This is a genomic window from Scandinavium hiltneri, assembly GCF_024764835.1.
GTDB classification, from domain to species: domain Bacteria; phylum Pseudomonadota; class Gammaproteobacteria; order Enterobacterales; family Enterobacteriaceae; genus Scandinavium; species Scandinavium hiltneri.
In genome coordinates this window covers 227,423-253,816 of sequence record NZ_JALIGE010000068.1, presented here as the reverse complement: position 1 = coordinate 253,816, position 26,394 = coordinate 227,423, and the positions used below count along the sequence as shown (strand labels likewise).

At 54.6% G+C, this 26,394-nt stretch carries 24 protein-coding genes and 1 pseudogene; 20 read left to right on the top strand and 5 right to left on the bottom strand.

Features of this window, described 5'->3' with window-relative positions; all coding sequences use genetic code 11:
• Positions 1 to 38 precede the first annotated feature (38 nt).
• From MUU47_RS04450 to psiE, 8 genes are all read left to right on the top strand, one after another.
• Positions 39 to 677, top strand: coding sequence for a YjbF family lipoprotein (locus MUU47_RS04450; RefSeq protein ID WP_258986953.1), 639 nt, complete (start codon positions 39 to 41; stop codon positions 675 to 677).
• Positions 674 to 1,411: a capsule biosynthesis GfcC D2 domain-containing protein gene (locus MUU47_RS04445; RefSeq protein WP_258986952.1), complete on the top strand. Its 738-nt coding sequence runs from the start codon at positions 674 to 676 to the stop codon at positions 1,409 to 1,411. Before MUU47_RS04450 ends, MUU47_RS04445 begins: the two co-directional genes overlap by 4 nt.
• A complete protein-coding gene (locus MUU47_RS04440; RefSeq protein ID WP_258986951.1) occupies positions 1,411 to 3,507 on the top strand; it encodes a YjbH domain-containing protein in 2,097 nt (698 codons plus the stop codon). Before MUU47_RS04445 ends, MUU47_RS04440 begins: the two co-directional genes overlap by 1 nt.
• Positions 3,508 to 3,674: 167 nt before the next feature.
• Complete coding sequence (locus MUU47_RS04435) at positions 3,675 to 5,411, top strand: PTS transporter subunit EIIC (RefSeq protein WP_258986950.1); 1,737 nt, start codon at positions 3,675 to 3,677, stop codon at positions 5,409 to 5,411.
• The gene (locus tag MUU47_RS04430) at positions 5,401 to 6,438 is read left to right on the top strand and encodes an oxidoreductase (RefSeq protein WP_258986949.1); all 1,038 of its coding nucleotides are present in this window, start codon (positions 5,401 to 5,403) and stop codon (positions 6,436 to 6,438) included. Before MUU47_RS04435 ends, MUU47_RS04430 begins: the two co-directional genes overlap by 11 nt.
• Positions 6,439 to 6,447: 9 nt before the next feature.
• Complete coding sequence (locus MUU47_RS04425; RefSeq protein WP_258986948.1) at positions 6,448 to 7,308, top strand: DUF7916 family protein; 861 nt, start codon at positions 6,448 to 6,450, stop codon at positions 7,306 to 7,308.
• A 45-nt stretch (positions 7,309 to 7,353) separates the two neighbouring features.
• Positions 7,354 to 8,058 carry a GntR family transcriptional regulator gene (locus tag MUU47_RS04420; RefSeq protein ID WP_258986947.1) on the top strand — a complete coding sequence of 235 codons (705 nt, stop codon included), beginning with the start codon at positions 7,354 to 7,356 and terminating at the stop codon, positions 8,056 to 8,058.
• Between the two features lie 103 nt (positions 8,059 to 8,161).
• Complete coding sequence (gene psiE / locus MUU47_RS04415) at positions 8,162 to 8,572, top strand: phosphate-starvation-inducible protein PsiE (RefSeq protein ID WP_159776592.1); 411 nt, start codon at positions 8,162 to 8,164, stop codon at positions 8,570 to 8,572.
• Between the two features lie 119 nt (positions 8,573 to 8,691).
• Here the strand turns inward: psiE and malG are convergent, their stop codons facing one another.
• The 3 genes from malG to malE all read right to left on the bottom strand — a co-directional run bounded on the left by malG (position 8,692) and on the right by malE (position 12,594).
• Positions 8,692 to 9,582 carry a maltose ABC transporter permease MalG gene (gene malG, locus MUU47_RS04410; RefSeq protein WP_258986946.1) on the bottom strand — a complete coding sequence of 297 codons (891 nt, stop codon included), beginning with the start codon at positions 9,580 to 9,582 and terminating at the stop codon, positions 8,692 to 8,694.
• Between the two features lie 156 nt (positions 9,583 to 9,738).
• Positions 9,739 to 11,283, bottom strand: a complete 1,545-nt coding sequence (malF, locus tag MUU47_RS04405) for a maltose ABC transporter permease MalF (protein ID WP_258986945.1) — start codon at positions 11,281 to 11,283, stop codon at positions 9,739 to 9,741.
• 120 nt (positions 11,284 to 11,403) lie between these two features.
• Positions 11,404 to 12,594, bottom strand: coding sequence for a maltose/maltodextrin ABC transporter substrate-binding protein MalE (gene malE / locus MUU47_RS04400; RefSeq protein WP_258986943.1), 1,191 nt, complete (start codon positions 12,592 to 12,594; stop codon positions 11,404 to 11,406).
• 370 nt (positions 12,595 to 12,964) lie between these two features.
• On the opposite strand from malE, the gene malK reads away from it, so the two are divergent.
• The 5 genes from malK to ubiA all read left to right on the top strand — a co-directional run bounded on the left by malK (position 12,965) and on the right by ubiA (position 18,116).
• On the top strand, positions 12,965 to 14,074 hold the full coding sequence (gene malK / locus MUU47_RS04395; RefSeq protein WP_258986933.1) for a maltose/maltodextrin ABC transporter ATP-binding protein MalK: 1,110 nt from the start codon (positions 12,965 to 12,967) through the stop codon (positions 14,072 to 14,074).
• Between the two features lie 40 nt (positions 14,075 to 14,114).
• Positions 14,115 to 15,464, top strand: a complete 1,350-nt coding sequence (locus MUU47_RS04390; protein WP_258986931.1) for a maltoporin — start codon at positions 14,115 to 14,117, stop codon at positions 15,462 to 15,464.
• Positions 15,465 to 15,581: 117 nt separating this feature from the next.
• Positions 15,582 to 16,559 (top strand): maltose operon protein MalM, encoded by a 978-nt coding sequence (gene malM, locus MUU47_RS04385; RefSeq protein WP_258986928.1) that lies wholly within the window; start codon positions 15,582 to 15,584, stop codon positions 16,557 to 16,559.
• Positions 16,560 to 16,735: 176 nt separating this feature from the next.
• Positions 16,736 to 17,233 (top strand): chorismate lyase, encoded by a 498-nt coding sequence (ubiC, locus tag MUU47_RS04380; protein WP_159759801.1) that lies wholly within the window; start codon positions 16,736 to 16,738, stop codon positions 17,231 to 17,233.
• A gap of 13 nt (positions 17,234 to 17,246) precedes the next feature.
• Positions 17,247 to 18,116 (top strand): 4-hydroxybenzoate octaprenyltransferase, encoded by an 870-nt coding sequence (ubiA, locus tag MUU47_RS04375; protein WP_258986927.1) that lies wholly within the window; start codon positions 17,247 to 17,249, stop codon positions 18,114 to 18,116.
• Positions 18,117 to 18,223: 107 nt separating this feature from the next.
• On the opposite strand, the gene plsB is transcribed toward ubiA, so the two are convergent.
• The gene (gene plsB / locus MUU47_RS04370; RefSeq protein ID WP_258986926.1) at positions 18,224 to 20,644 is read right to left on the bottom strand and encodes a glycerol-3-phosphate 1-O-acyltransferase PlsB; all 2,421 of its coding nucleotides are present in this window, start codon (positions 20,642 to 20,644) and stop codon (positions 18,224 to 18,226) included.
• A gap of 129 nt (positions 20,645 to 20,773) precedes the next feature.
• Between plsB and MUU47_RS04365 the strand changes: the two genes are divergently transcribed.
• The 4 genes from MUU47_RS04365 (at position 20,774) to MUU47_RS04350 (ending at position 23,676) form a co-directional block, all read left to right on the top strand.
• Positions 20,774 to 21,142, top strand: a complete 369-nt coding sequence (locus MUU47_RS04365) for a diacylglycerol kinase (protein WP_159776623.1) — start codon at positions 20,774 to 20,776, stop codon at positions 21,140 to 21,142.
• A gap of 109 nt (positions 21,143 to 21,251) precedes the next feature.
• Positions 21,252 to 21,860 (top strand): transcriptional repressor LexA, encoded by a 609-nt coding sequence (lexA, locus tag MUU47_RS04360; protein WP_110511047.1) that lies wholly within the window; start codon positions 21,252 to 21,254, stop codon positions 21,858 to 21,860.
• A gap of 138 nt (positions 21,861 to 21,998) precedes the next feature.
• Complete coding sequence (dinF, locus tag MUU47_RS04355) at positions 21,999 to 23,318, top strand: MATE family efflux transporter DinF (RefSeq protein WP_258986925.1); 1,320 nt, start codon at positions 21,999 to 22,001, stop codon at positions 23,316 to 23,318.
• Between the two features lie 148 nt (positions 23,319 to 23,466).
• Positions 23,467 to 23,676 carry a CsbD family protein gene (locus MUU47_RS04350; RefSeq protein ID WP_125354113.1) on the top strand — a complete coding sequence of 70 codons (210 nt, stop codon included), beginning with the start codon at positions 23,467 to 23,469 and terminating at the stop codon, positions 23,674 to 23,676.
• A 78-nt stretch (positions 23,677 to 23,754) separates the two neighbouring features.
• Here the strand turns inward: MUU47_RS04350 and zur are convergent, their stop codons facing one another.
• Positions 23,755 to 24,276 carry a zinc uptake transcriptional repressor Zur gene (gene zur / locus MUU47_RS04345; protein ID WP_159776629.1) on the bottom strand — a complete coding sequence of 174 codons (522 nt, stop codon included), beginning with the start codon at positions 24,274 to 24,276 and terminating at the stop codon, positions 23,755 to 23,757.
• A gap of 112 nt (positions 24,277 to 24,388) precedes the next feature.
• Between zur and MUU47_RS04340 the strand changes: the two genes are divergently transcribed.
• The 3 genes and pseudogenes from MUU47_RS04340 (at position 24,389) to dusA (ending at position 26,338) form a co-directional block, all read left to right on the top strand.
• Complete coding sequence (locus tag MUU47_RS04340) at positions 24,389 to 24,877, top strand: cupin domain-containing protein (RefSeq protein WP_258986924.1); 489 nt, start codon at positions 24,389 to 24,391, stop codon at positions 24,875 to 24,877.
• 76 nt (positions 24,878 to 24,953) lie between these two features.
• Positions 24,954 to 25,301, top strand: a pseudogene (locus MUU47_RS04335) (hypothetical protein); the annotation flags it as partial.
• A gap of 38 nt (positions 25,302 to 25,339) precedes the next feature.
• The gene (gene dusA / locus MUU47_RS04330) at positions 25,340 to 26,338 is read left to right on the top strand and encodes a tRNA dihydrouridine(20/20a) synthase DusA (protein WP_258986923.1); all 999 of its coding nucleotides are present in this window, start codon (positions 25,340 to 25,342) and stop codon (positions 26,336 to 26,338) included.
• The last annotated feature ends 56 nt before the right edge of the window (positions 26,339 to 26,394 follow it).

Here is a 26,394-nt window from a genome sequence, read left to right as displayed (position 1 = left end):
ACTTCGGTGTGGTTATTTTGCCCCTTCGGAGAAGAGTCGTGAAGCGACCTATTATTTTCACTCTTTGCCTGCTACTTCAGGCCTGTTCAGCCAGCACGGAAGGACTCGGCAAGTCGTTGTGGAATAGCCTTTTCGGCACGCAAGGCGTGCAGCTTACCGCCGACGATATCCAGAACATGCCGTATGCCAGCCAGTACATGCAGCTCAATAACGGCCCGCAGCTGTTTGTGGTCCTCGCGTTTTCAGAAAACGGTCAGCAGAAGTGGGTGACGCAAGATCAGGCCACGGTGGTGACGCAGCATGGGCGCATCGTGAAAACGCTGCTCGGCGGCGACAACCTGCTCAGCGTGAATAACCTCGCCGACGATCCGCTGGGAAAACCTAATCAGATTATCGATGGCGCAAGCTGGACTCGCACTCTGGGCTGGACGGAACACAAACAGGTGCGCTACGCCACCGCCCGCTCTGAATTCCACTGGCAGGGCACCGACACCCTGACGCTGGCGGGAGAATCCACCGTCGTGCGCGTGCTGGTGGAAGATGCGAGCACCGATCAGGCGAGCTGGCAGAACCGCTTCTGGGTGGATAGCGACGGACAAATTCGTCAGTCAGAACAGTATCTCGGCGCGAATTTCTTCCTGGTGAAAACCACCCTGATCAAGGCGGCGAAGCAATGAAAAAACTCACCCTGGCCGCAGTGATGACGCTGTTTATTGCCCCACTCGCGCTGGCCGCAGGCACCGTCGATGTTTATATCAACGGGGCAAAAGAAGCAAAAACCCTGACCGAGGCCGCCCATCTGGCGGATTTAGTGGCGCAGCCGAGGCTGGAAAACAGCTGGTGGCCAGGGGCGGTTATTGCAGAAAAACAGGCCACTGCCGTGGCGCAGCAGCAAAAACAGACGCTGATGGCGCAGCTTGGCGCACTGGCGGCGGACGAAAGCGGTGACGATGCCGCGGCCATTAACGCCATGCGCCAGCAGCTGCAAACGCTGAATATCACCGGCAGACAGTTTGTCAGCCTCGACCCCGACAGCGTGCGGCTTGGGCGTCGCGCGAACCCGCCGTTGGAAGGGCAGTACAGCCTGTGGGTTGGCCAGCAGCCGACCACCGTCAGCGTGTTTGGGCTGATTAGTCGTCCGGGTAAAACCGCGTTTGTCCCTGGCAAAGACGTGGCGGCGTATCTCGATGAGATGAGCCTGCTGAGCGGCGCGGACCGCAGCTATGCCTGGGTGATTTATCCCGATGGACGCAAAGAAAAAGCGCCGGTGGCGTACTGGAATAAGCGTCACATTGAGCCGATGCCCGGCAGCATCATTTTTGTCGGTTTCGCCGACTCACTTTGGACGAAGAAGTATGCCTACCTGAACGCCGCGCTTCTTCGTGCCCTTGCACAGCGGATCCCGGAATAATGAAAAAAAGATTTCTCTACAGCCTGCTGGCGCTGGGCGTCAGCGCGGCCTGCCATGCGGAAACGTATCCGGCACCGATTGGCCCGTCGCAGTCTGACTTTGGTGGTGTCGGCCTGCTGCAAACGCCAACCGCCCGTATGGCGCGCGAAGGCGAGATGAGCCTCAACTACCGCGATAACGACCAGTACCGCTATTACTCTGCCTCGGTGCAGCTTTTCCCGTGGCTTGAAACGACCCTGCGTTATACCGACGTGCGAACCCGAGAATACAGCAGCGTGGAAGCCTTCTCCGGTGATCAGACCTACAAAGATAAAGCCTTCGACCTTAAGCTGCGCCTGTGGGAAGAGAGCTACTGGATGCCGCAGGTGTCCGTCGGGGCGCGTGATATTGGCGGGACTGGCCTGTTTGATGCGGAATATCTTGTCGCCAGCAAAGCCTGGGGCCCATTTGATTTTAGCCTCGGTCTCGGCTGGGGCTACCTCGGCACCAGCGGTAACGTCAAAAACCCGTTCTGTAGCTACAGCGACAAATACTGCTATCGCGACAACAGCTACAAACAGGCGGGATCGGTGGACAGCAGCCAGATGTTCCACGGCCCGGCCTCGCTGTTTGGCGGCGTGGAATACCAGACGCCGTGGCAGCCGCTGCGTCTGAAACTGGAGTATGAAGGCAATAACTACAGCGAAGACTTCGCTGGAAAGCTCGAACAAAAAAGCAAGTTTAACGTCGGCGCCATTTATCGCGTGACCGATTGGGCCGACGTTAACCTCAGCTACGAGCGCGGTAACACCTTCATGTTCGGCGTGACCCTGCGCACCAACTTTAACGATCTGCGTCCGTCGTACAACGACAACAGCCGACCGAAATACCGGCCACAGCCGCAGGATGCCATTCTGCAACACTCCGTGGTGGCGAATCAGCTGACGTTGCTCAAGTACAACGCCGGTTTTGCTGACCCGAAAATTCAGGTGAAAGGCGATACGCTGTACGTCACCGGCGAGCAGGTGAAATACCGTGATTCGCGTGAAGGTATCGAGCGCGCAAACCGCATCATCATGAACGATCTGCCGGACGGCATCAGCACCATTCGCGTGACTGAAAACCGTCTGAATATGCCGCAGGTGACCACCGAAACCAACGTCGCCAGCCTGAAGCGTCATCTGGAAGGTGAGCCGCTGGGTCAGCAGACCGAACTGGTGCAGAAACGTGAAGCGCCAGTGGTGCCGGACAAAACCGAGCAGGGCTGGTACATCGACAAATCGCGCTTTGATTTCCACGTCGATCCGGTGCTCAGCCAGTCTATTGGTGGGCCGGAAAGCTTCTACATGTACCAGCTGGGCGTAATGGCCACTGCCGACTGGTGGGTGACCGACCACCTGCTGACCACCGGCAGTGTGTTTGGCAACCTCGCCAACAACTACGACAAGTTCAACTATACCAATCCGCCAAACGATTCGACGCTGCCGCGCGTGCGTACTCACGTGCGTGAATACGTTGAAAACGACGTTTACGTGAATAATCTGCAGGCCAACTATTTGCAGTATCTGGGCAATGATTTTTATGGCCAGGTGTACGGTGGTTATCTGGAAACCATGTACGGCGGCGTGGGTGGCGAAGTGCTATGGCGTCCGGTCGACAGCAACTGGGCGTTTGGTGTGGATGCCAACTACGTGAAACAGCGTGACTGGACCAGTTCGCTGGACATGATGAAGTTCACCGATTACAGCGCCAAAGTAGGGAATTTGACCGCCTACTGGACGCCGTCGTTCGCACAGGACGTGCTGGTGAAAGCCAGCGTTGGGCAATATCTGGCGGGCGATAAAGGCGGCACGCTGGAAGTGTCGAAACACTTCGACAGCGGCGTGGTGGTGGGCGCGTATGCGACGATCACTAACGTGTCGGCGGATGAGTACGGCGAGGGTGATTTCACCAAAGGGGTGTACGTATCGGTGCCGCTGGACTTGTTCTCGTCCGGCCCAACCCGCAGCCGCGCATCGATTGGCTGGACACCGCTGACGCGCGACGGCGGCCAGCAGCTCGGTCGTAAATTCCAGCTGTATGACATGACCAGCGATCGTAGTCAGAATTTCCGCTAAGTTTTCCCCTCGTTTTCCCTCTGCCGCCACTTCTCCTTATGAGGGAGAGGTGGCGCTCCATTTATCATCATGCTTTTGCCTGGAATGTGATCAGTATAGATTTTATTTAAAACTATATAGTTTTAAATAAAAGCGGTAAATCCACCCTTACGCATAAGGTTATGCATATGTCTTCATCCTCATTGTTGGGACGGATTACGGATGCTTCGCAAAAAATGGCCTCTGAGGTTCATTTACGCAGTTTGCGTGATAGTTTCGTGATCGCCGTCCCTTTTCTGGTGTTGGCTGGGCTATTTATTATGTTCAATTTTGTCTTTCTTGATACGAAAGGAATATTGAGCGATCTCTTATCGAGCGAAACGTTATTACGTTTGCGTAATATCGGAGACCGTATCCTGAATGGTACGATGAATATTTTGTCGCTGATGCTGGTGATATTAATTGCCTGGAATATTGCCAGTAAGAAAAGGTTCTCGACGCCGGTTATCCCCGCGATGGTTGCTCTGGCCGCCTTTTATGTGCTGATGCCAGTGACGATTATGCAAGCTCCAGCTGCAGGCGGCGATGCTATAGCGTTAACGGGTGTCGTACCTTATAGTAATACCAACGCGGGTGGCGTGTTCCTGGCAATTATTACCGCGATTATTTCCACAAATATTTTTCTGTGGATCTCAAAAAGCCAGCGCTTACAGATCCGACTTGGAGAAGAGGTGCCCCCCATGGTGGTGCAGTCTTTTCAGTCAATGTTTTCTATTATGCTGACTATCGGGCTTTTTGCACTGGTGGCTTTTGGGGTAAATGTACTGTCGGGAAGTGAAGTTCAGGCCCTCATCCAGACTCTTATTCAGGCACCACTGGTACATTTGACCACCAATCTTCCGGGTTTTCTGACCTTAACGACACTAACCAATCTTTTGTTTTCTTTAGGGATACACCCCTCAGGAATTATTAACCCTATCCTGGAACCGCCGCTGCTGGTGGCGATGCAGGAAAATATGTCGGCTTTTGCCAGTGGGCAAACGCCTCCGCACATTATCGTGCTGCCATTCCGCGATTTGTACGGCCATATGGGTGGAACCGGAGGCACCCTGGCATTGTTGTTGGCGATTTTTGTCCGCAGCAAATTTGCCAGCCATCGTAAATTTTCCCGTACCGTAATTGCACCTGGGCTATTTAATATTAATGAACCGGTGATCTTCGGTTTTCCGGTTCTTTATAATCCGCTGCTGATGGTCCCCTTTATCATTTATCCGCAAATTAACTTCATCATTGCGTATTTCGCGACCTCCTGGGGAATGGTTTCAAAAATAGTGGCCTATGTCCCGTGGTCTGTGCCGCCATTGCTCTCTGGTTGGTTAGGATCTGGCGGTGATTTTCGCAATGTTCTCCTGCAACTGATCCTGCTTGCTATTGGCGTTTTTGCTTATCTGCCGTTTTTAATGGCTTATGAGAAGTCATTGATTAAATCTCAGAACGAAAAAATGGTAGCGGAGATAGGTCGGGTGGAAAGAGACAAGATCGAGAGTGGCAAAGATATGCCTGTCTCAGTTGAAGAACCGCTGCATGACCTGTCTGTGTTGAACAATAAAACCATCATTCTGATGTGCAATGAAGGAATGTCCACATCAATAATGGCCACTAAAATGCGCAATTTTGCTCGAGGCAAAGGCTGCACGCTCAACATCTACGCTATCAATTTTGGCCGATTAGCTGAGGAATACCCGAAAGCTGACCTGATATTACTCGGGCCACAAATCGTTTATATGCGGGAATCGGTAACCGAGGAGATCAAGCATCACTGCCCGGTTGTGCCGCTGGATGCCACTTATTTCAGTCGACTGGACGGGGAATCCGCCGTTCGCTCAACACTCATATATTTTAACCAGGATAAAAATGATGATTAACACCGCGTATATTGGCTTTGGTAAAAGCGCCAGCCGTTATCATTTACCTTATGTGCTCAAGCGTAAGGATAAATTTAACGTTAAACGTATTTTTAACCGTCACCGTAAGCCGGAAACAGAAACCGCTGCTCTTTATCAGGGCATCGAATTTACTTCGTCATTAGAGGATATTTTGCAGGATGAAAGCATTGCTCTGGTGGTGGTCTGTACTCCTCCGGATAGCCATTTTCATTACGCCAGGCAATGTCTTGAGCACGGCAAGAATGTGCTGGTCGAAAAGCCTTTTACCACGACCCTGGAGGAGGCCAAAACGCTGTTTGAGCTCGCGCGAAGCAAGGGGCTGACGGTTTCTCCTTTCCAGAATCGCCGTTTTGACAGCTGTTTTCTGACCATGAAGCAGGCCATAGACAGCGGCAAGCTGGGCGAACTCATTGAGATAGAAAGCCATTTTGATTACTTCCGTCCGCAGACGGAAGCCCAGCCGGACAGCCATTTTAATGGCGCATTTTATGGTCTGGGAGTGCATACCCTCGATCAAATGATATCCCTCCTCGGGCGACCCCGGCAGGTGAGTTACCACTTGCGCAGCTTACGCAATCCGGCAAACCCCGACGATACCTTTGAAACCCAGCTCTATTATGGCCATTGCAAAGCTATCGTTAAAACCAGTCATCTGGTGAAAATTGACTACCCCAAATTTATTGTTCACGGCAGCCGGGGCTCTTTTATTCGTTACGGCATTGATAAGCAGGAGGCCAGCCTCAAAGCCGGTGTGATGCCGGGTGATGCTGGATTTGGAGCGGATGAACAAATGTCATTGCTGGAATATGAAAATGAACAGGGGGAGATTGTGTGCGAAAGGTTGCCTGCCGTGCCAGGAGATTACGGCCGGGTCTACGATGCGCTTTATGAAACACTGACCCTCGGAACGGCCAACTATGTCAGTGAAGAAGAAGCGCTCACCAATCTGGAGATCCTCGAAACGGCCTTCCGGCAACCGTCCCCCGCCACTGTCACCCTGGACTAAGGAGTCTTTATGCAACGTATTTTGAATTGTCGTGCCAGTGATTTTCAGCAATCCGTTACCGGGCCGCTTTTGCGCGATGCGATTGCTGCATGCGAAGGGCGAGTCATTATGGCGGAGGTAGCTGCCGAAGCGCCTGCGCTTTTTGCCGAAGTCAGTAATGCGGAGCTGCTGTGTGCCTTTGGTGCCGACTTGCTCCTGTTGAAAGGATTGAATTGTCAGCAGCCCGTGGTCACCGGTGGACATTCCCGCTTCGGCGAAAATGCGATTACTCAGATGAAAAAACTGACCGGCCGGTTAGTCGGCGTCAGTCTGGAAGTCCTGGACCCATCAGCGCCTGCCGGCGCGAATGTCTTTAGCGAGGCCAACCTGGCGGCAGTCCAACATGCCGACTTTTTCTGCCTCACGGGGTATGACAAACCCGGTGTCACGCTGGACAGAATGTGTGACGCCATCGCGGCGGCTGGCCAGCAGACCGACAAAATGATCCTGGTGGCAAAATTCTGTACTGCGGGTCTGGCTCTGCCGCAGGAGTATGCCGCGTTTATCGCAGCAGGTGCGCATGGCGTCATTTTCCCTGCACCGGCCGGATGTCGCGGGGCATCAGAAGCGAAAGTCGCCGCCATTGTTGACGTTATACAACAGCAGCAGGGTCTGGCGATCACCACCCTGAGCAGTAGTCAGGAAGGCGCTGATTGTGCTACGGTTCGCGAAATTGGCCTCGCCAGCAAACGTTGTGGTAGTGATATGCATAACTTTGGTGATGCGGGTGTTGCAGGCATGGCCAGTCCTGAAGCGGTAAACGCGCTCTCCATGGCCATTCGGGGGCGTCGACACACCTGGGTTCGGATGGCCGCGTCCCTATCACGTTAATCAACAGATTCCGGCCCCGATCTGGGGCCGTTTGCGGAGTGGGTTATGCCTAAGTATATGGAAATATATCAGGAAGTCCGGCGACGAATTGTCTCCGGGATATATGCTCCGGATAAGAAGCTCCCCGAAGGATCAAAATTGGCTCTGGAATTTGCCTGTAGCGAATTAACCGTGGCCAAGGCGCTGGATTTACTGGTCAGGGAAGGCCTGGTACTTCGCAAGCGCGGACTGGGTTCTTTTGTGAAACGTCTGGCTTCTGCTGCCAGTAATTCGCATTTGCTGGGTACCGCTGAACGCTGTGCATGGTCTGGTAAAACACTTGAAACGCGAGTTCAGTGCTTTACTGCTGTGCCCGCCAGTGAGGACATTGCCCGGAAACTGTTAATGCCAACTGGCGAGCTGGTGTATGAAATTAATCGTGTGCGGGTAATCGATGGCATTCCCTCGATTATTGAATACACTTGGATGCCAATCGCCTTAATCCCGCAGCTTAACCTGGGCCATGTCAGGCAATCCATTTATCGCTATATCACTGGTGAACTGGGTTTCACGGTGCACAGTGCACACATGAATATTAGTGGTGTACAGGCCAGTGAGCAAGAAATTGAATGGCTGGCTTTGAGTGGCCCCACGGTGTTGGTGCAAGTGGATCAAACCGCTTTTCTTGATAACGGTAAATTGTTCGAGTATTCCTGCGCGCGTCACCTCTGGCACACTTTTAACTTTGAGACTGACTTCGTCCGGGTATAATTCTCGATGGTGACCTGCGCGAAATATAAACAAAAAATGTAGATCTCCGTCACATTTTTGCGTTATACAAGGGGTTCGCCACAACGAACGAAGGAGAAGCTGTATGACATCGCTGACTCGTCCACGCGTTGAATTTATCTCCACCGTTTTGCAGACCGTGTTGAATCTGGGTTTGCTCAGCCTGGGCCTGATCCTGGTGGTTTTCCTCGGCAAAGAAACGCTCCATCTGGCCGATGTCCTGTTCGCCCCGGAACAAACCAGCAAGTACGAGTTGGTGGAAGGGCTGGTGGTTTACTTTCTCTATTTTGAATTTATCGCGCTGATAGTGAAATACTTTCAGTCCGGCTTTCACTTCCCGCTGCGCTACTTCGTCTACATCGGGATCACCGCCATCGTGCGGCTGATCATCGTTGATCATAAATCCCCACTCGATGTCCTGATCTACTCCGCGGCGATCCTGCTGCTGGTTATCACCCTTTGGCTGTGCAACTCAAAACGCCTGAAACGTGAATAAAAAAATGGCGCTCCAGAGAGCGCCAAATCAACAGTCACAAGTACAAATTGAGGATAACAGTGGCATTACAGTGGCACTGCCCTAACCCGAAATCTTTAGGGCAGGTATAACAATGAAACTTAACCTTTCACTCCGCCCGCCGTCAGGCCATTAACCAGCCAGCGCTGGGCCAGCAGGAACACCAGCGTGATAGGGATAGCGGACAACACAGCCGCCGCGGCAAAGTCGCCCCACAGGTAGTTTTGCGGGTTGAGATATTGCTGCATCCCAACGGCCAGGGTGTAACTGTTCACGTCGCGCAGCAGCAAGGAAGCAACCGGCACTTCGGTGATGGCGGCGATGAACGACAGAATAAAGACCACCGCCAGAATCGGCACGGACAGCGGCAACAGCACCAGGCGGAACGCCTGCCACGGCGTGGCACCGTCCAGTGCGGCGGCTTCTTCCAGCGAACCGTCGATGGTTTCGAAGTAGCCTTTGATGGTCCAGACGTGCAGCGCGATGCCGCCCATGTAGGCGAAGATAACGCCGCCGTGGGTATTCAGGCCGATGAACGGAATGTACTGGCCGAGGCGGTCGAACAGGGCATACAGCGCGACCAGTGACAGCACCGCCGGGAACATCTGGAAAATCAGCATACTTTTCAACAGCGTCGCTTTGCCCGGAAACTTCATACGGGCGAAGGCGTAAGCACAGGTGGTGGAAAGCGCCACGATACCGACCGCGGTGATGCCCGCAATTTTGATCGAGTTCCACAGCCACAGCAGCACCGGGAACGGCGGCGGCGTGACGCGGCCATCGGCGTGCTCGACGCTAAAGCCCAGCGCCAGCTTCCAGTGCTCCCAGGATATCTGGTCCGGGATCAGGCTGCCGGTGGCGAAGTTACCTTCGCGCAGCGAAATGGCGATAACCATCAGCAGCGGGAACATGATTGTGGCGATGAAAATCAGTAGCAACAGGTGCGTGGTGAATAAACGCAGCTTTTGAGATTTCGGTTGAACCATAGCCATAAAATGAATCTCTCCTTAACACCGCTCCAGGCTATTTTACTTGCCATTTTGAACCTGAGCTGTGCTCAAAATCCTCACGTACTACGTGTACGCTCCGGTTTTTCCGCGCAGTCCATGTTCAAACTGGCTGCGCCAATAACGCCTGGTCTTTTAGGCTTAATCGAATTTCATGCGCGTGGCTTTGAGGTTGATAATCGCAAGCGCCCCTACCAACAGGAAGATCAGCGTGGCAATCGCCGCCGCCAGACCGAAGTCCTGACCGCCGCCGCCTTCAAAGGCGATACGGTAGGTGTAGCTCACCAACAGGTCGGTATAGCCCGCCGGAGTGGTGGTGCCGAGCCTGTCCGGGCCACCGTTGGTCAACAGCTGGATAAGCACGAAGTTGTTAAAGTTAAAGGCAAAGCTGGCGATCATCAACGGCGTCAGCGGCTTGATCAGCAGCGGCAGCGTAATCTTAAAGAAGTTCTGGAACGGGCCTGCGCCATCCATCGCCGAGGCTTCGTATAAATCGTCCGGAATCGCCTTCAGCAGCCCCATGCACAGGATCATCATGTACGGATAACCGAGCCAGGTGTTGACGATGATAATCATCGAGCGCGCGGTGGTTGGGTCGCTGAACCACGCCGGTTTGATGCCAAACAGCGCGCTCAGCATCATGTTAATTTCACCAAAGCTCTGGTTGAACAGACCTTTGAAGATAAGGATCGAGATAAACGACGGCACGGCGTATGGCAGAATCAGCAGCACGCGGTAAACGGCTTTCCCTTTCAACGATTCCCACTGCACCACGCAGGCCAGCACCATGCCCACGGCTACGGTCAGCAGTACGGTCAGCACCGAGAAAATCACGGTCCACACGAAGATGGCGAAGAACGGTTTCTGAATGCCTTCGTCGGTGAAGACGCGGGTGAAGTTATCCCAGCCGATGCTGACGGTGTAGCCCGGGCTCAGCTTTTCATCGCCCCAGTTACCGTCGGCGTTGACCGCCTGATAAAAGCCAACCTGGTTATTGGGGCGATATTTCACGCCGCTCTGGTTGTTGGTCAGCTCGCCGTTTTGCCCTTCGGTATAGAGCGGGCGGGTGCCGGAGAACTGGCGCAGAGAACTCATGATCACTTTGCTGTCATCCGGCAGAATCGCGGTCAGCTGATTCAGCGCCTGACGATTTTGAGTGATGACGCGCAGGTTGCCACGTTCACCTTCCGGCAGCGCATCGGCTTCTTTCAGGGTGATTTTTTGCTCTTCGCCAAATTTGAAGGCGTCGGAGACGTAATTTTTACCGCTGTCACCGTCGGTCAGCGCCAGCTTCCACGCATCGCCCGCCGGGTATAACCCGAAGTTATAGGTTTTGCCCGCCTGATAAGAACGGTCCATCAACACCTGCTGTGCGCGTTCCTGGGTCAGCTGGTTGGTGCTGCTGTAGTTCGTGAACGCGATGGCGATGGTGCAGATAAGCGGGAACAGGACGAACAGCCCCATGCCGGCCATGCCAGGATAAACATAGCGCCACGCGTAGGCTTTACGATTGGCGAAAATATACAGGCCAGCAGAGCTTAAAATCAGCGTCATGATGGCGAACAGGTACTCCCCCTGGGCGTACATTAAAACAACAAGGTAGCCAACCAGCAGGCCCAGCAGCCCGACAACGGACCACTTCAGCGTTTCGCTTTGCCACCAGTGACTCTTTTTAACGGCATCCATGGGGTCTATTCCTCTACAGCTGTGAAAACGTGTAGGCCGGATAAGACGCTTTGCGTCGCCATCCGGCAACAGCGCCTGATGACGCTTCGCTTATCAGGCCTACATTTCGTGCCTTATGACTTACTTAGTAATACGTCCCTGAGCATCTTTCAGTGCAGCGTCTACGGTCTGACGTCCGCTGGCCGCGTTGATAACCGCGGTGCGGGTGGCGTACCAGAAGGCAGCCATCTGCGGGATGTTAGGCATGATTTCGCCTTTCTGGGCGTTGGCCATAGTGGCGGCGATGCGTGGATCTTTTTCCAGCTGTTCCTGGTAGGATTTCAGCGCAACGGCACCCAGCGGTTTATCCTTGTTCACTTCCGCCAGACCGTCGTTGGTCAGCAGGTAGTTTTCGAGAAACTCTTTCGCCAGTTCTTTATTCGGGCTGGCAGCGTTGATGCCCGCGCTCAGCACGCCCACGAACGGTTTAGACGCTTTGCCTTTAAAGGTCGGCAGCATGGTGACGCCGTAGTTGATTTTGCTCTTGTCGATGTTCGACCACGCCCACGGACCGTTGATGGTCATCGCAGTTTCGCCTTTGTTGAAGGCAGCTTCTGCGATGGAGTAATCGGTGTCGGCGTTCATGTGTTTGTTCTTGATAAGGTCAACCAGGAAGGTCAAACCTGCTTTCGCGCTAGGGCTATCAACGCCCACGTCTTTAACGTCATATTTGCCGTTTTCAAACTTGAACGCGTAACCGCCGTCGGCGGCAATCAGTGGCCAGGTGAAGTACGGCTCTTGCAGGTTGAACATCAGCGCAGATTTACCCTTCGCTTTCAGTTCTTTATCCAGCGCCGGGATCTCTTCCCAGGTCTTCGGCGGGTTAGGCACCAGGTCTTTGTTATAGATAAGCGACAGCGCTTCTACCGCGATTGGGTAGGCAATCAGCTTGCCGTTGTAACGCACGGCATCCCAGGTGAACGGGTACAGCTTGTCCTGGAACGCTTTATCTGGGGTCACTTCAGCCAGCAAACCAGACTGCGCGTAGCCACCAAAACGGTCATGCGCCCAGAAGATGATGTCCGGGCCATCGCCAGTGGCGGCAACCTGCGGGTATTTCTCTTCCAGTTTATCCGGGTGCTCAATGGTCACTTTGATGCCGGTGTCTTTCTCGAATTTCTTACCGACTTCAGCAAGGCCGTTATAGCCTTTATCGCCATTGATCCAGATAACCAGCTTACCTTCTTCGATTTTGGCGAAGGCAGAGGCGGAAAACATCATCGTGGTCAGTGCAGACAGCGCGAGGATGCGTGCGCCAGTTTTGATTTTCATATATCCCGTCCTATTTGGTGATGTACTCGTGGATACGCCTGGTGGCTTTTACAACGCTGAGTTTCCTTTCTTAGCAACCTCTTTCCATCCTCCCCGACCCTACGCCCCACCCCTCGTTTATGTGATCTCTGTTACATAATTTTAAGTTATGGGTTCTGGCGCACACAAAATGACGCTGATTTTTGCCGTACCCATCACGATTTTAGCCAGGCCACGCCGTGCGCGGGGTCAGGTGCATTCTTCTCATCCTCCCACCTCCTCCCCCATGAAAAACTCAAGGGTGGAGGATTCACGAAAGTTATTGGTCGCGCATAGTCAGCCGCAGATGAATGTTTCTTTTAGTGACCGGTTGTAACGAAGGGAGAAGGGGATGGCGAGCGTACAGCTGCGAAACGTAACGAAAGCCTGGGGTGACGTGGTGGTGTCGAAAGACATCAATCTCGACATCCATGAGGGGGAGTTTGTGGTGTTTGTCGGGCCATCGGGCTGCGGCAAATCTACGCTGCTGCGCATGATCGCCGGACTGGAAACCATCACCAGCGGGGAACTGCTGATTGGTGATAAACGCATGAACGAAACGCCGCCTGCTGAACGCGGTATCGGCATGGTGTTCCAGTCCTACGCGTTGTACCCCCATCTCTCTGTTGCAGAAAACATGTCTTTCGGCCTCAAGTTAGCCGGGGCAAAGAAAGACGTCATTAACCAGCGCGTGACTCAGGTGGCCGAAGTGCTGCAGCTGGCTCACCTTCTGGAGCGTAAACCGAAAGCGCTTTCCGGCGGTCAGCGTCAGCGTGTGGCCATTGGCCGTACGCTGGTGGCCGAACCGCGCGTGTTCCTGCTCGATGAGCCGCTGTCGAACCTCGACGCTGCGCTGCGCGTACAGATGCGCATTGAGATTTCCCGTCTGCACAAGCGTCTGGGCCGCACGATGATTTACGTCACCCACGATCAGGTCGAAGCGATGACTCTCGCCGACAAAATCGTGGTGCTGGATGCCGGACGCGTGGCGCAGATTGGCAAGCCGCTGGAACTCTATCACTACCCGGCCGATCGCTTTGTCGCGGGCTTTATTGGCTCGCCGAAGATGAACTTCCTGCCGGTGAAAGTCACTGCTACCGCCATTGAGCAGGTGCAGGTGGAACTGCCTAACCGTCAGCAAATCTGGCTGCCGGTTGAAAGTACCGGCGTGCAGGTCGGCGCCAATATGTCGTTAGGTATTCGTCCTGAGCATCTTCTACCGAGTGACATCGCCGATGTCACCCTCGAAGGGGACGTCCAGGTCGTCGAGCAACTGGGTCACGAAACGCAAATTCATATCCAGATCCCCGCCATCCGTCAGAACCTGGTGTACCGCCAGAATGACGTGGTGTTGGTAGAAGAGGGAGCCAAATTCGCTATCGGTCTGCCGCCAGAGCGTTGCCATCTGTTCCGTGAGGATGGCTCTGCATGTCGTCGGCTGCACAAAGAACCGGGCGTTTAAATCCCATAACAAAAGAAAAGCAATGGTCTCAGGAGATAGAATGATGATTACTCTGCGCAAACTTCCAGTGGCAATCGCCGTGACTGCAGGCATTTTGTCTGCGCACGCGGGCGCCGTAGATTTTAAAGGTTATGCCCGTTCGGGTATCGGCTGGTCCGGTAAAGGCGGCGCACAACAGTGTTTCCAGGCAACGGGTGCACAAAGTAAATATCGTCTCGGTAACGAATGTGAAACGTACGCCGAGCTGAAATTTGGCCAGGAAGTGTGGAAAGAGGGCGATAAGAGCTTCTACTTCGACACTAACGTGGCTTATTCCGTAGCACAGCAGAACGACTGGGAAGCGACTGACCCGGCGTTCCGTGAAGCCAACGTGCAGGGTAAAAACCTGATCGACGCACTGCCAGGTTCCACCATCTGGGCCGGTAAGCGTTTCTATCAGCGTCATGACGTTCACATGATCGACTTCTACTACTGGGATATCTCCGGTCCGGGCGCGGGTCTGGAAAACGTGGATGTGGGCATCGGTAAACTCTCCTTCGCAGCAACCCGTTCAACGGAAGCGGGTGGTACCTCAACCTTCTCCAGTAACAACCTGCGTGATTACACCACCGACACGGCTAACGATGTGTATGACGTCCGTTTGGGCCAGATGGAAATCAACCCAGGCGGTACTCTGGAGCTGGGTGTTGACTACGGTCACACCAACGTCAATGACGATTACTACCTGCAGCCGAAAGCGCAAAAAGATGGCTGGATGTTCACTGCGGAACATACCCAGAGCATGCTGAAGGGCTTTAACAAATTCGTGGTTCAGTACGCCACTGACTCTATGACCTCACAGGGTAAAGGGTTGTCTCAGGGCGCAGGTGTCGGTGTCGGTAACGACGAAAGCGGCAAACTGTATGCTTACGGCATCAACAACGACGGTCACCTGCTGCGTGTTCTCGACCACGGTGCAATCTCCCTTGGCGATGACTGGGACCTGATGTACGTCGGTATGTACCAGGACATCGACTGGGATAACAACAACGGGACCAAATGGTATACCGTGGGTATCCGTCCAATGTACAAATGGACGCCTATCATGAGTACCTTGCTGGAAGTGGGCTACGACAACGTCAAATCCCAGAACACCGGCGACACCAACAATCAGTACAAAATTACCCTCGCGCAACAATGGCAGGCGGGCGACAGCATCTGGTCCCGTCCGGCACTGCGTGTGTTCGCAACCTATGCGAAGTGGGATGAAAACTGGGGTTATGACACTGGCGGTAGCCCGGCGACCAATAACACCGATTACAATTCTAACTTCGGTATGCAGACCGCTGGCATGGGCCGTGGCGACGACAGCGAATTTAGCTTCGGTGCCCAGATGGAAATCTGGTGGTAATGTGCAGTTAAGTTAACCCACTGTTATGCCACAGAAAGAGGGGCGAAAGCCCCTCTGTTTTAGACTCAGCGCGCTATTGCCTGGCTACCGCTGAGCCCTGTTTTTGAGGTCATTAAAATGAAAATGAACAAAAGTCTCATCGCGCTATGCCTCTCCGCTGGCCTGCTGGCAAGCGTACCGGCAGTCAGTTTCGCTGACGTCAATTTCGTGCCGCAGAATACCACTGCCGCCCCGACTATCCCGGCATCGGCCTTACAACAGTTGGTCTGGACCCCGGTAGATCTGTCCAAAACCCAAAGTACCGATCTCGCCGGGGGCGGGCAGCAACTGAACGTGCCTGGCATTACCGGCCCGGTGGCGGCCTATAGCGTCCCGGCTAACATTGGTGAACTGAACATTACCCTCACCAGCGAAGTGAACAAACAAACCCACGTTTATGCGCCGAACGTGCTGATCCTGGATCAGAACATGACGCCATCAGCGTTCTTCCCAAGCAGCTATTTCACCTACCAAGAACCCGGTGTAATGAGTGCCGACCGCCTGGAAGGGGTAATGCGCCTGACGCCTGCGTTAGGGCAGCAGAAAATTTACGTGCTGGTGTTCACCACGCCGCAAGATTTGCAGCAGACCACCACGCTGATTGACCCGGCGAAAGCGTATGCCAAAGGTATTGGCAACGCGGTGCCGGATATTCCGGACCCCGTTGCGCGCCACGCGACCGAAGGCACCCTGAAGCTGAAAGTGAAAACGTCCTCCGCTTCAAGCGTGCTGGTCGGCCCACTGTTTGGCTCTTCCGGCCCTGGTGCTGTCACTGTGGGTAACACGGCGGCACCAGTGTACGCAGCGCCTGCCACGGCACCTGCAACGGCAGCGGTTGTTGCGGCTCCGGTTGCGGCTTCAGCGGCATCGACTGCACCCGCTGCGAAGAGCGAGCCGGTTCTGAATGACACCGAAAGCTATTTCAATACCGCGATTAAACAGGCCGTTAACGAGGGCAACATCGACAAGGCCCTGAAACTGTTAAACGAAGCCGAGCGCCTCGGTTCGACTTCGGCCCGTTCAACCTTTATCAGTAGTGTAAAAGGCAAGGGGTGACCGTCTCCCCACATTGCTGATCTTTGGCCCAGGCCATTCGGTGCGTCCTTTTGGGCGCACCGTTTTTTCTGGCGTTGCATGGCTGTTGCGTTGCCGCTCGTATATTGTCGTTTCTTCCTCCCGCGAACCCTTTTCTACGATACAATGCCGATAAGTTATGTATCGGAGAGCCTGGTATGTCACACCCTGCGCTGGCGCAACTGCGTGCGCTACGCTATTACACCACCCTTCCGGAACTCGATGCGGCACAGCTTGACTGGTTGCTGCTGGAAGATTCCATGACCAAACGCTTCGAACAGCAGGGCAAGCGTGTCACTGTGACGCTTATCCGCGAAGGTTTTGTCGGTCAGGATGAGATTATTGCAGAGCAGGCATTGCTGCCTGTTGAAGCGCGCTACTGGCTGCGTGAAATTTTGCTGTGTGCTGACGGTGAACCCTGGCTTGCCGGGCGCACGGTGGTCCCGGAATCCACCCTGAGCGGGCCCGAGCTACAGCTGCAACAGCTGGGCAAAACGCCGCTGGGACGCTATCTGTTTACGTCATCCACTTTAACCCGTGATTTTATTGAAATTGGTAAAGATGCAGAGCTGTGGGGGCGTCGTTCCCGTCTCCGGCTGAGCGGAAAACCGCTGCTGTTAACCGAGCTGTTTCTGCCTGCGTCGCCGCTGTACTGAGAGGAAGTGAATTATGGAGAGGAGTCTGACGCAGAATAAGCTGCAGGCTTATAGCCGTCTGATGAGAATTGATAAGCCAATCGGCTCGCTGCTGCTGCTTTGGCCGACGTTATGGGCGCTGTGGGTGGCGATGCCTGGCGTGCCGCCGCTGTGGATCCTCGCGGTGTTTGTGGCGGGCGTCTGGCTGATGCGCGCCGCCGGTTGTGTAGTGAATGATTACGCGGACCGCAAAATTGACGGACATGTTAAGCGCACTGCGCATCGCCCGCTACCCAGCGGTGATGTGAGTGAAAAAGGGGCGCGTACGCTGTTTATCGTGCTGGTGGTGCTCTCGTTCTTGCTGGTACTGACGCTCAATAAGATGACTATTCTGCTGTCGGTGGCAGGGCTGGCGCTGGCGTGGGTGTATCCATTTATGAAGCGCTACACCCATCTGCCGCAGGTGGTGCTGGGCGCGGCCTTTGGCTGGTCGATTCCGATGGCTTATGCCGCTGTGAGTGAATCACTGCCCCTGAGTTGCTGGCTGATGTTCCTCGCCAATATTTGCTGGGCCGTGGCGTACGACACCCAGTACGCGATGGTCGACAGAGACGACGACCTGAAGATTGGCGTGAAATCAACGGCCATTTTGTTCGGTAAACAGGACAAACTGATTATCGGTATTTTGCAGGTGGCCGTACTGGCGCTGATGGCCGCCGTGGGCTGGATGAGCGGCTTAAATTGGGCGTTCTACTGGTCGATATTTGTCGCCGGTGCGCTGTTCGTTTACCAGCAAAAATTGATTAAAGACCGTGACCGTGATGCCTGTTTCAAGGCGTTTTTGAACAATAACTACGTGGGGCTGGTACTGTTTATCGGCCTGGCGATGAGTTATATGGTTTAACCCTGTAGGCCCGTGCAAGCGCAGCGCCGCCGGGCATGATCACCCGGTAACAAAAACAAAAAAGCCGGAGCAACTCACATTGCTCCGGCTTTTTTTATGCGCTGATATCAAGCGTCCTGACTGGCGCTCTCGATAGTCAGACGGACATCCGGTGCCAGCAGTTCGGCCAGCAGCTGATAGATTTTCATTGTCTCAGCCGGTTCGGCATCGCCACTGTCGCTGATGTAGCCTTCGTCACGCAGGGTTAGCACCAGAGTACTGAACACCGCTTTGTCGAAGAACTCCGGCGCGTTGATGCCGTGCAGCACCGACAGACGCTGAGCCACGGTACGGCTCTCTTTTTCAAGCGTGCTACGGTTGATGGACGGATTCGCGCTCAGCAGCCAGAAGGTTATCGCATAACGTTGCAGCGTTTCACGCGCCCCGGCGGCCAACAGCTGCAGGGTACGGGAGTGCGACGGATTAATGCGAACATCGTCGTTCTCAATAGTCACCAGCTCCTGACGCTGCATTTCTGCCAGCAGCTCGTCAATAACGCCCGCCAACTCTTCCTTTTCCCAGCGCAGGAACAGTTCGGATTTCAGCATCGGATACAGCATCTCCACATGACGGACCATCTCGGTGCGCGAGATAGTGCGATGCTGCGTCACGATAGCCGCCAACAGGGACGGAATCATCAGCATATGGGTGATGTTGTTGCGATAGTACGTCATCAGCACTGCCTGCTCGCGCGGCAGAATGATGATATCGCCGATGGTGTCTTTCTCGACTTCGAATTTGTTCATCTGCAACGCGTGGTCAATCAGCGCGCTGGCAGTGACCGACGGCACGGTGGCATCCGCCGCGTAGGGCACATTGCGCATCAGCTGCAGGTAGCATTCCAGCTGTTCGGTCAGCTGTTCGCGGGTCAGAGAGCGTTGACGTGACGCCAGCAGCGCGGTACAGCACAGGTTCATGGCGTTAGCCGCGCCTGCGTTGTTAATGCGCACCATCAGGTCTTCGGCGATGTTATTCACCGTTGGCGTCAGCCATGCCGGGCGAATGGATTCAATCGGATCGATAGATTCACGCCATTCCGGCACGTGCTGGTTCAGGTAGGTCATCAGCGGCAACGGCTCGCCAAAGTTGACGTAACCCTGGCCGAGATTGCGCAGCTTGCTTAACCCGCGCAGCATCTGCGGCAGGCTCTCTTTCTCTTTGGTCGCGCCCCGCAGTTCTTTCGCGTAAGTCCCTACCTCCATCACGTGCTCATAGCCGATGTAGATCGGTACGAGGGTGATAGGTCGGGTGCCGCCGCGCAGCATCGCTTGAATGGTCATCGACAGGGTGCCTGTTTTCGGGTCCAGCAGACGACCGGTACGGGAACGACCGCCTTCCACGAAGTATTCTACGGAGTAACCACGGCTGAACAGCTCGCCAAGGTATTCACGGAACACGGTGGAATAGAGCTTGTTGCCCTTGAAGGTACGACGAATAAAGAACGCGCCCAGACGACGGAAAATCGGGCCGGCTGGCCAGAAATTCAGGTTGATGCCTGCGGCGATATGCGGCGGCACCAGCCCTTGGTGATAGAGCACGTAGGACAGCAGCATGTAGTCCATGTGGCTGCGGTGGCAGGGCACATAAACAATTTCATGGCCGTCGTGAGCCAGCTGGCGCACGCGCTCGGCGTTATTAACGTTGATCCCCTGGTACAAACGGTTCCAGGTGAAGCCCAGCACGCGATCGGTGAGGCGAATCATTTCGTAAGAGAAATTCGCGGCAATCTCTTCCATCAAAGCGACGGCGTTTTGCTGCGCTTTCTCATGGGAAATTTTCTTGCTGCGCGCTTCGTCTTCCACCGCGCGCGCAATCGCTTTGGACGCCAACAGCTTGTTGAACAAGTCCTGACGTGCAGGCAGACGCGGGCCGACGGCAGCCAGACGCTGACGGGCAAAGTGCGTTCGTGCCACACGTGCCAGTTTCTGTGCAATAATTTTATCGGTGCCGTGCTCGGTGGCCATGCGGCGCAGCGAAACGGACGGAGAGAAACGCACGAAGCTGTCGCGACCGAGCCAGGTCACGGCAAATAATTTCTGGAAGCCATTCATCATGCGCAGCGGCGGGTTTACTTCGCCTTTTTCGCGGCCCGGGGAGCGCCCAAACATCACGGACACCGGCACCATCTGCACATCGAGTTCTGGGTTGCTGCGATGCAAATCCAGATAATTGTGGAACAGCTTGATAGACTCTTCTTTCGGCGTGTAATACGTAAACGCGCGCGGCCCGCCGTGAATGAACACGTAACGCGGCAGCTCGGTGCCGTCGATTACGAGCGGCTCAAGCGGGTCCGGAAGACCATGCGTCAGACATTGGGCGCGTAAAGTCAGCAGATCTGCCTTCGAGTTATACGGCAGAACGTACATAATAGGGCGTGAAGTATCGAGTCCCAGTTCCTCAGCAGGATTTGCCGGGATAGACTTACTTTTTACCAGCACGCTTAATGGTAAATTCAGTAATTTGTAGTAAATTCGTGGCCAGCCAGACATAAACGATGTAAAGCCTCTGGTTAATCATGCAAATGCGCCGCAAGGATAACAGAAAGTGCACAGAATATCTGTTCTACCGCGTCAGGCGTGCAGTGACATTGATGCTAAATAATGTAAAAGGTTCTTTTGATGGCAAATGATACCACCGGGTTAACCCGAATCTTCAAAGCAGCAGGCTACTCCTGGAAAGGTTTTCGCGCCGCCTGGCAAAACGAAGCCGCTTTTCGCCAGGAAGGCGTTGCCGCCGTTATCGCCATCATTCTCGCCTGTTGGTTAGATGTGGATGCCATCACCCGAGTGTTACTGATTGGTTCAGTACTTCTGGTGATGATAGTGGAAATTATCAACAGTGCGATTGAAGCGGTGGTTGACCGCATAGGGACGGAACGCCACGAACTGTCGGGCCGTGCAAAAGATATGGGTTCCGCCGCGGTGTTTCTGGCAATTGGTGTCGCCTTACTCACTTGGGTAACGCTGTTGTGGTCGCATTATCGATAACGTCCGCAGAATTACGCAAACGTCTGGTTTTTTGTGCGTTTTGCGGTTCCAAATTCGCCATTAACTGTATATACTCACAGCATAACTGTATATACACCCAGGGGGCGGAATGAAAGCGTTAACGACCAGGCAGCAAGAGGTGTTCGATCTTATCCGGGATCACATCAGCCAGACGGGCATGCCGCCAACGCGTGCGGAAATCGCGCAGCGCTTGGGGTTCCGTTCCCCGAACGCGGCTGAAGAGCACTTGAAAGCGCTGGCACGTAAAGGCGTTCTTGAGATTGTTTCCGGTGCCTCTCGCGGCATTCGTCTTCTGGTAGAAGAAGAAACCGGTATCCCGCTGATCGGGCGTGTTGCGGCAGGTGAACCCCTGCTGGCACAGCAGCATATCGAAGGCCACTACCAGGTCGACCCGGCGATGTTCAAGCCGAGCGCCGATTTCCTGCTGCGCGTCAGCGGAATGTCGATGCGTGATATCGGTATTCTCGACGGGGATTTGCTCGCGGTTCATAAAACGCAGGATGTGCGTAACGGTCAGGTTGTTGTCGCCCGTATCGACGATGAAGTGACGGTTAAGCGCCTGAAAAAACAGGGCAGCACTGTTGAGCTGTTGCCTGAAAACAGCGAATTTTCTCCGATTGTAGTCGATCTGCGTCAGCAGAACTTCTCCATCGAAGGGCTGGCGGTTGGCGTTATTCGCAACGGCGAGTGGCTATAATTAGCTTTAGACACCCTCAATAATTCACGTTGCGTTCAGGCATACATCGCCAGAACATCAGCACGTAAGCTATGACGGGAAGAGTGGCGCTATTCTGGCGCCACTTCGTTTTACCCATTCACAATCACAGGTTTTCTCATGCCGCTCTTCACCACTGCAGACAAGGCATTGTGGCGTCTCGCGCTGCCGATGATTTTCTCAAATATCACCGTGCCGCTGTTGGGGCTGGTGGATACGGCGGTCATCGGTCATCTCGACAGCCCTGTTTATCTCGGCGGCGTGGCGATCGGTTCCATGGCGACCAGTTTCTTGTTCATGCTGTTGTTATTCCTGCGCATGAGCACCACCGGCCTCACCGCACAAGCCTACGGCGCTAAAGACCCTATGCGTCTTGCTCGCGCGTTGGTGCAGCCTTTGCTGCTGGCGCTGGGGGCGGGCCTGGTGATTGTCGTGCTCCGCACCCCTCTGATTGACCTGGCGCTGCATATTGTCGGCGGCAGCGATGCTGTACTGGAACAGGCGCGGCGTTTCCTCGAAATCCGTTGGTTAAGCGCTCCTGCGTCCCTGGCAAACCTGGTTCTGCTCGGCTGGCTGCTCGGTGTACAGTACGCGCGCGCGCCGGTGATTTTGCTGGTGGTCGGCAACGTCTTAAACATCGTGCTCGATTTATGGCTGGTGATGGGCCTGCACATGAACGTGCAGGGCGCAGCGTTGGCGACGGCATGTTCCGAATACGTGACATTTTTCATTGGCTTGCTGATGGTGCGGCGCGTGCTGCACCTGCGCGGTATATCGCTGGAGATGCTCAAAGAGTCCTGGCGAGGCAATATTCGCCGCCTGCTGGCGTTGAATCGCGACATCATGCTGCGCTCGCTGCTCCTGCAGCTCTGTTTTGGTGCGCTCACGGTATTTGGCGCGCGACTGGGCAGCGATATCGTCGCCGTGAATGCGGTGCTGATGACGATGCTTACCTTCACCGCTTACGCGCTGGATGGTTTTGCCTATGCGGTAGAAGCGCATTCCGGGCAGGCTTACGGCGCGCGGGATGACAGCCAGCTGTTGGGCGTCTGGAAAGCGGCCTGCCGTCAGTCCGGAATGGTTGCTCTGGCCTTTGCGCTGATTTATTCCGTGGCGGGGGAGCACATCGTCGCGATGTTGACATCGATTACCCAACTGCGTGAGCTGGCCGATCGCTACGTTATCTGGCAGGTGGTTTTACCGGTGATCGGCGTGTGGTGTTATCTGCTCGACGGCATGTTTATCGGCGCGACGCGCGGGGCGGAAATGCGTAACAGCATGGCGGTGGCGGCTGCGGGTTTTGCCCTCACGCTGTTGACGGTGCCGGTGTTGGGCAATCACGGATTATGGCTGGCGCTGGCGGTGTTCCTGGCGCTGCGCGGGCTGTCTCTGGCGTGGATTTGGCGACGTCACTGGCAACAAGGAACCTGGTTTTCGTAACGGCTTAATTTCACCCGGTGGTTAAAGATTCTGAATAATCCCCGGATGGCGAAATGCTTACCTATACTCTTTATCACGTCCAGCAGAAAACGGTGTTAACGGACGACGTATCTTCACTCTGCACCACCGAACTGATGAGGAATAGATCATGAATAAAGACGAAGTCGGCGGCAACTGGAAACAGCTGAAAGGTAAAGTGAAAGAGAAATGGGGTAAGCTCACCGATGATGACTTTACGGTTATCGAAGGTAAGCGCGACCAGCTGGTCGGGAAAATCCAGGAACGTTACGGATACGCGAAAGATCAGGCCGAGGACGAGGTCAAAGACTGGGAAACCCGCAACGATTACCGCTGGTAACCAAACGCACTACCCGTGCGTACAAGGAAGTACAACCCTCGGGGCGGCTTATGGCCGCCCACTCTTTTTTCTGGGGGCTTACTTCTGACCAGGTTTTCGTTTGATTTGAATCGTATGGTCATGACCGCAGCAGTCCTGCGTGCGGCAAGCTTCCACTTCGACACATCCTGAGCACAGCCCATGCGCCTCAATCACATTATGACGCAGCGCAAAACCCATGCGGGCTGCCAGCGTATGCATAATGTCTTCCACTCCGTCAGCCGCTTCTTCCTTCACCACGCCACAGCGATCGCAAATAAACATCGCCGACGTATGCGACGGTTTATCAAACAGATGGCACAGCACGTAGCTATTGGTCGATTCCACCTTATGCACAAACCCTTGCTCGAGTAAAAACTCCAGCGCGCGATAAACGGTGGGCGGCTTCGCCTGCGGCTCACTGACTTTCAGCAGGTCCAGCAGGTCGTACGCACTGATTGCACCTTGCTGCAGCGTCATCAGGCGTAATACTTCGAGGCGTTGCGGTGTCAGACGAACGCCACGTTGTGCGCAAAGCCTTTCGGCCTGCACGAGCATGTCTTGTGGAGTGGTCTGGTCCATAGGCGCCTCGAATCGGGTGTAAAGTAAACGCCTACTTTATCATGTTATGGCCGAAACGCCGATAACCTGCAGGGTATGCTATACCTGACGCATCACTACCTGAGGGAACACCATGAAAAGACCAGACTGTATTCGACACTGGCGCGAGCTGGAAGAGCCTGATAACGCCGGTTATCCCGATAGCAAAGAGCTGTTTTCCGTTGGCGCGCCGTTGGCTCGCAAGCTGGGCCTGATGCGCCTTGGCATTCACCATGAACGGCTTTCACCCGGCCGACGCACCTCCTATCCCCACGCCGAAAGCGATGAAGAAGAGTTTATCTACGTGATTGAAGGCCGTCCTCAGGCGTGGATCAACGGCTACCTCTGGCAGCTGGAACCGGGCGACAGCGTGGGATTCCCGTCAGGCACCGGTGTCTGCCACACCTTCATCAATAATACTGAGGAAGAGGTGGAGTTACTGGTCGTCGGAGAAGTGAATAAAAAGCACAACCGGATATATTATCCGCTGAATCCAGAGTATGCCGCGACCCGCCCGGACCGATGGGTGGACCATCCACCACAGTTTTTTGGTCCACACGACGGGAAACCTTCACGGAAATAACAATCTCTTCTATAGATAGTGAGGGGCGACGCATATTTCAACGTTATCACGCGCCCCTTAACTCAAATCACCCGAATTGAACGGTAGCGATCGGATAACCAAAAACCTGAATTCCACCGTGTCGGGGAAAGGAGCGATTGCTTCCGATGACGTCATCGCCATTGCGCGTAAGTTCGATATCGGCGGCGTGACCACCCACTACAAAGACACGTACCAAATCCGACCGTTGGTGACTGCGGGCTTGTCGTGGCATACCGATTTGCTGACGCTCACCGCCGGTGTGGGCTTCACCTCACTGGGCACGGTGTATGTCGACCTGATGGGTCTGTATGGCGAAGACCAAACTTGGGGTGCGGGTGCAGTTAGGCCTGACATTCTGACAATCGCGGAGGCCATGCGCCTCCGCATTTTCTTTGTGCTATAGTAGCGCCCCATTTTCCACCGGATGCTCAATACTTCGCCATGCTGCCAGAAACACAATCCTCCGCTTATCCTGCGCACCGTTTCTCCATCGCACCGATGCTCGACTGGACGGACAGGCATTGTCGTTACTTCCTGCGCCTGTTGTCCCGTCACATGCTGCTGTACACCGAAATGGTGACCACCGGGGCGATTATTCATGGCAAAGGCGATTACCTGGCGTACAGCGAGGAGGAACATCCGCTGGCTCTGCAGCTGGGCGGTAGCGATCCGGCTGCACTGGCGCATTGCGCGAAGCTTGCGGAAGAACGCGGCTACGACGAAATTAACCTCAACGTCGGCTGCCCGTCTGACCGCGTACAGAACGGCATGTTTGGCGCCTGCCTGATGGGCAATGCGCAGCTGGTGGCCGACAGCGTTAAAGCGATGCGTGACGTAGTGTCGATTCCGGTGACGGTCAAAACCCGCATCGGCATTGATGACCAGGACAGCTACGAATTCCTCTGTGATTTTATCAACACCGTGTCCGGTAACGGCGAATGCGAGATGTTCATTATCCACGCGCGTAAAGCCTGGCTTTCTGGCCTCAGCCCGAAAGAAAACCGTGAAATTCCACCGTTGGATTACCCGCGCGTTTATCAGCTCAAGCGCGACTTCCCGCATCTGACGATGTCGATTAATGGCGGCATCAAATCGCTGGCCGAAGCCAACGCGCATTTGCAGCATATGGACGGCGTAATGGTGGGCCGCGAGGCATATCAGAATCCGGGTATTCTGGCGTCAGTCGACCGTGAAATTTATGGTGTTGAAGGCGTCGATCCGGATCCAGTAGACGTCGTTCGCGCGATGTATCCCTACATCGAACGAGAGTTGAGCAACGGCACTTATCTCGGCCACGTGACGCGTCACATGCTGGGTCTGTTCCAGGGCATTCCGGGCGCACGCCAGTGGCGTCGCTACCTCAGTGAAAACGCACATAAAGCGGGTGCCAATATCGACGTGCTCGAACAGGCACTCCAGCTGGTGGCGAATAAGCGTTAAGAAATACACTAAAAGTTAGTCTGATTGACCACGCCTCGCAGAACTCTGTGGGGCGT

Bases quoted from the DNA above. Each gene is read 5' to 3' on its own strand.
- dusA (WP_258986923.1), top strand. From the start codon at position 25,340: ATGCTGCCAGAAACACAATCCTCCGCTTATCCTGCGCACCGTTTCTCC.
- psiE (WP_159776592.1), top strand. From the start codon at position 8,162: ATGACATCGCTGACTCGTCCACGCGTTGAATTTATCTCCACCGTTTTG.
- malF (WP_258986945.1), bottom strand. From the start codon at position 11,283: ATGGATGCCGTTAAAAAGAGTCACTGGTGGCAAAGCGAAACGCTGAAG.
- dinF (WP_258986925.1), top strand. From the start codon at position 21,999: ATGCCGCTCTTCACCACTGCAGACAAGGCATTGTGGCGTCTCGCGCTG.
- ubiC (WP_159759801.1), top strand. From the start codon at position 16,736: ATGTCACACCCTGCGCTGGCGCAACTGCGTGCGCTACGCTATTACACC.
- MUU47_RS04440 (WP_258986951.1), top strand. From the start codon at position 1,411: ATGAAAAAAAGATTTCTCTACAGCCTGCTGGCGCTGGGCGTCAGCGCG.
- MUU47_RS04425 (WP_258986948.1), top strand. From the start codon at position 6,448: ATGCAACGTATTTTGAATTGTCGTGCCAGTGATTTTCAGCAATCCGTT.
- malK (WP_258986933.1), top strand. From the start codon at position 12,965: ATGGCGAGCGTACAGCTGCGAAACGTAACGAAAGCCTGGGGTGACGTG.
- MUU47_RS04435 (WP_258986950.1), top strand. From the start codon at position 3,675: ATGTCTTCATCCTCATTGTTGGGACGGATTACGGATGCTTCGCAAAAA.
- plsB (WP_258986926.1), bottom strand. From the start codon at position 20,644: ATGTCTGGCTGGCCACGAATTTACTACAAATTACTGAATTTACCATTA.
- MUU47_RS04390 (WP_258986931.1), top strand. From the start codon at position 14,115: ATGATGATTACTCTGCGCAAACTTCCAGTGGCAATCGCCGTGACTGCA.
- MUU47_RS04365 (WP_159776623.1), top strand. From the start codon at position 20,774: ATGGCAAATGATACCACCGGGTTAACCCGAATCTTCAAAGCAGCAGGC.
- ubiA (WP_258986927.1), top strand. From the start codon at position 17,247: ATGGAGAGGAGTCTGACGCAGAATAAGCTGCAGGCTTATAGCCGTCTG.
- lexA (WP_110511047.1), top strand. From the start codon at position 21,252: ATGAAAGCGTTAACGACCAGGCAGCAAGAGGTGTTCGATCTTATCCGG.
- MUU47_RS04445 (WP_258986952.1), top strand. From the start codon at position 674: ATGAAAAAACTCACCCTGGCCGCAGTGATGACGCTGTTTATTGCCCCA.
- MUU47_RS04340 (WP_258986924.1), top strand. From the start codon at position 24,389: ATGAAAAGACCAGACTGTATTCGACACTGGCGCGAGCTGGAAGAGCCT.
- malM (WP_258986928.1), top strand. From the start codon at position 15,582: ATGAAAATGAACAAAAGTCTCATCGCGCTATGCCTCTCCGCTGGCCTG.
- MUU47_RS04420 (WP_258986947.1), top strand. From the start codon at position 7,354: ATGCCTAAGTATATGGAAATATATCAGGAAGTCCGGCGACGAATTGTC.
- MUU47_RS04350 (WP_125354113.1), top strand. From the start codon at position 23,467: ATGAATAAAGACGAAGTCGGCGGCAACTGGAAACAGCTGAAAGGTAAA.
- malG (WP_258986946.1), bottom strand. From the start codon at position 9,582: ATGGCTATGGTTCAACCGAAATCTCAAAAGCTGCGTTTATTCACCACG.
- malE (WP_258986943.1), bottom strand. From the start codon at position 12,594: ATGAAAATCAAAACTGGCGCACGCATCCTCGCGCTGTCTGCACTGACC.
- MUU47_RS04430 (WP_258986949.1), top strand. From the start codon at position 5,401: ATGATGATTAACACCGCGTATATTGGCTTTGGTAAAAGCGCCAGCCGT.
- zur (WP_159776629.1), bottom strand. From the start codon at position 24,276: ATGGACCAGACCACTCCACAAGACATGCTCGTGCAGGCCGAAAGGCTT.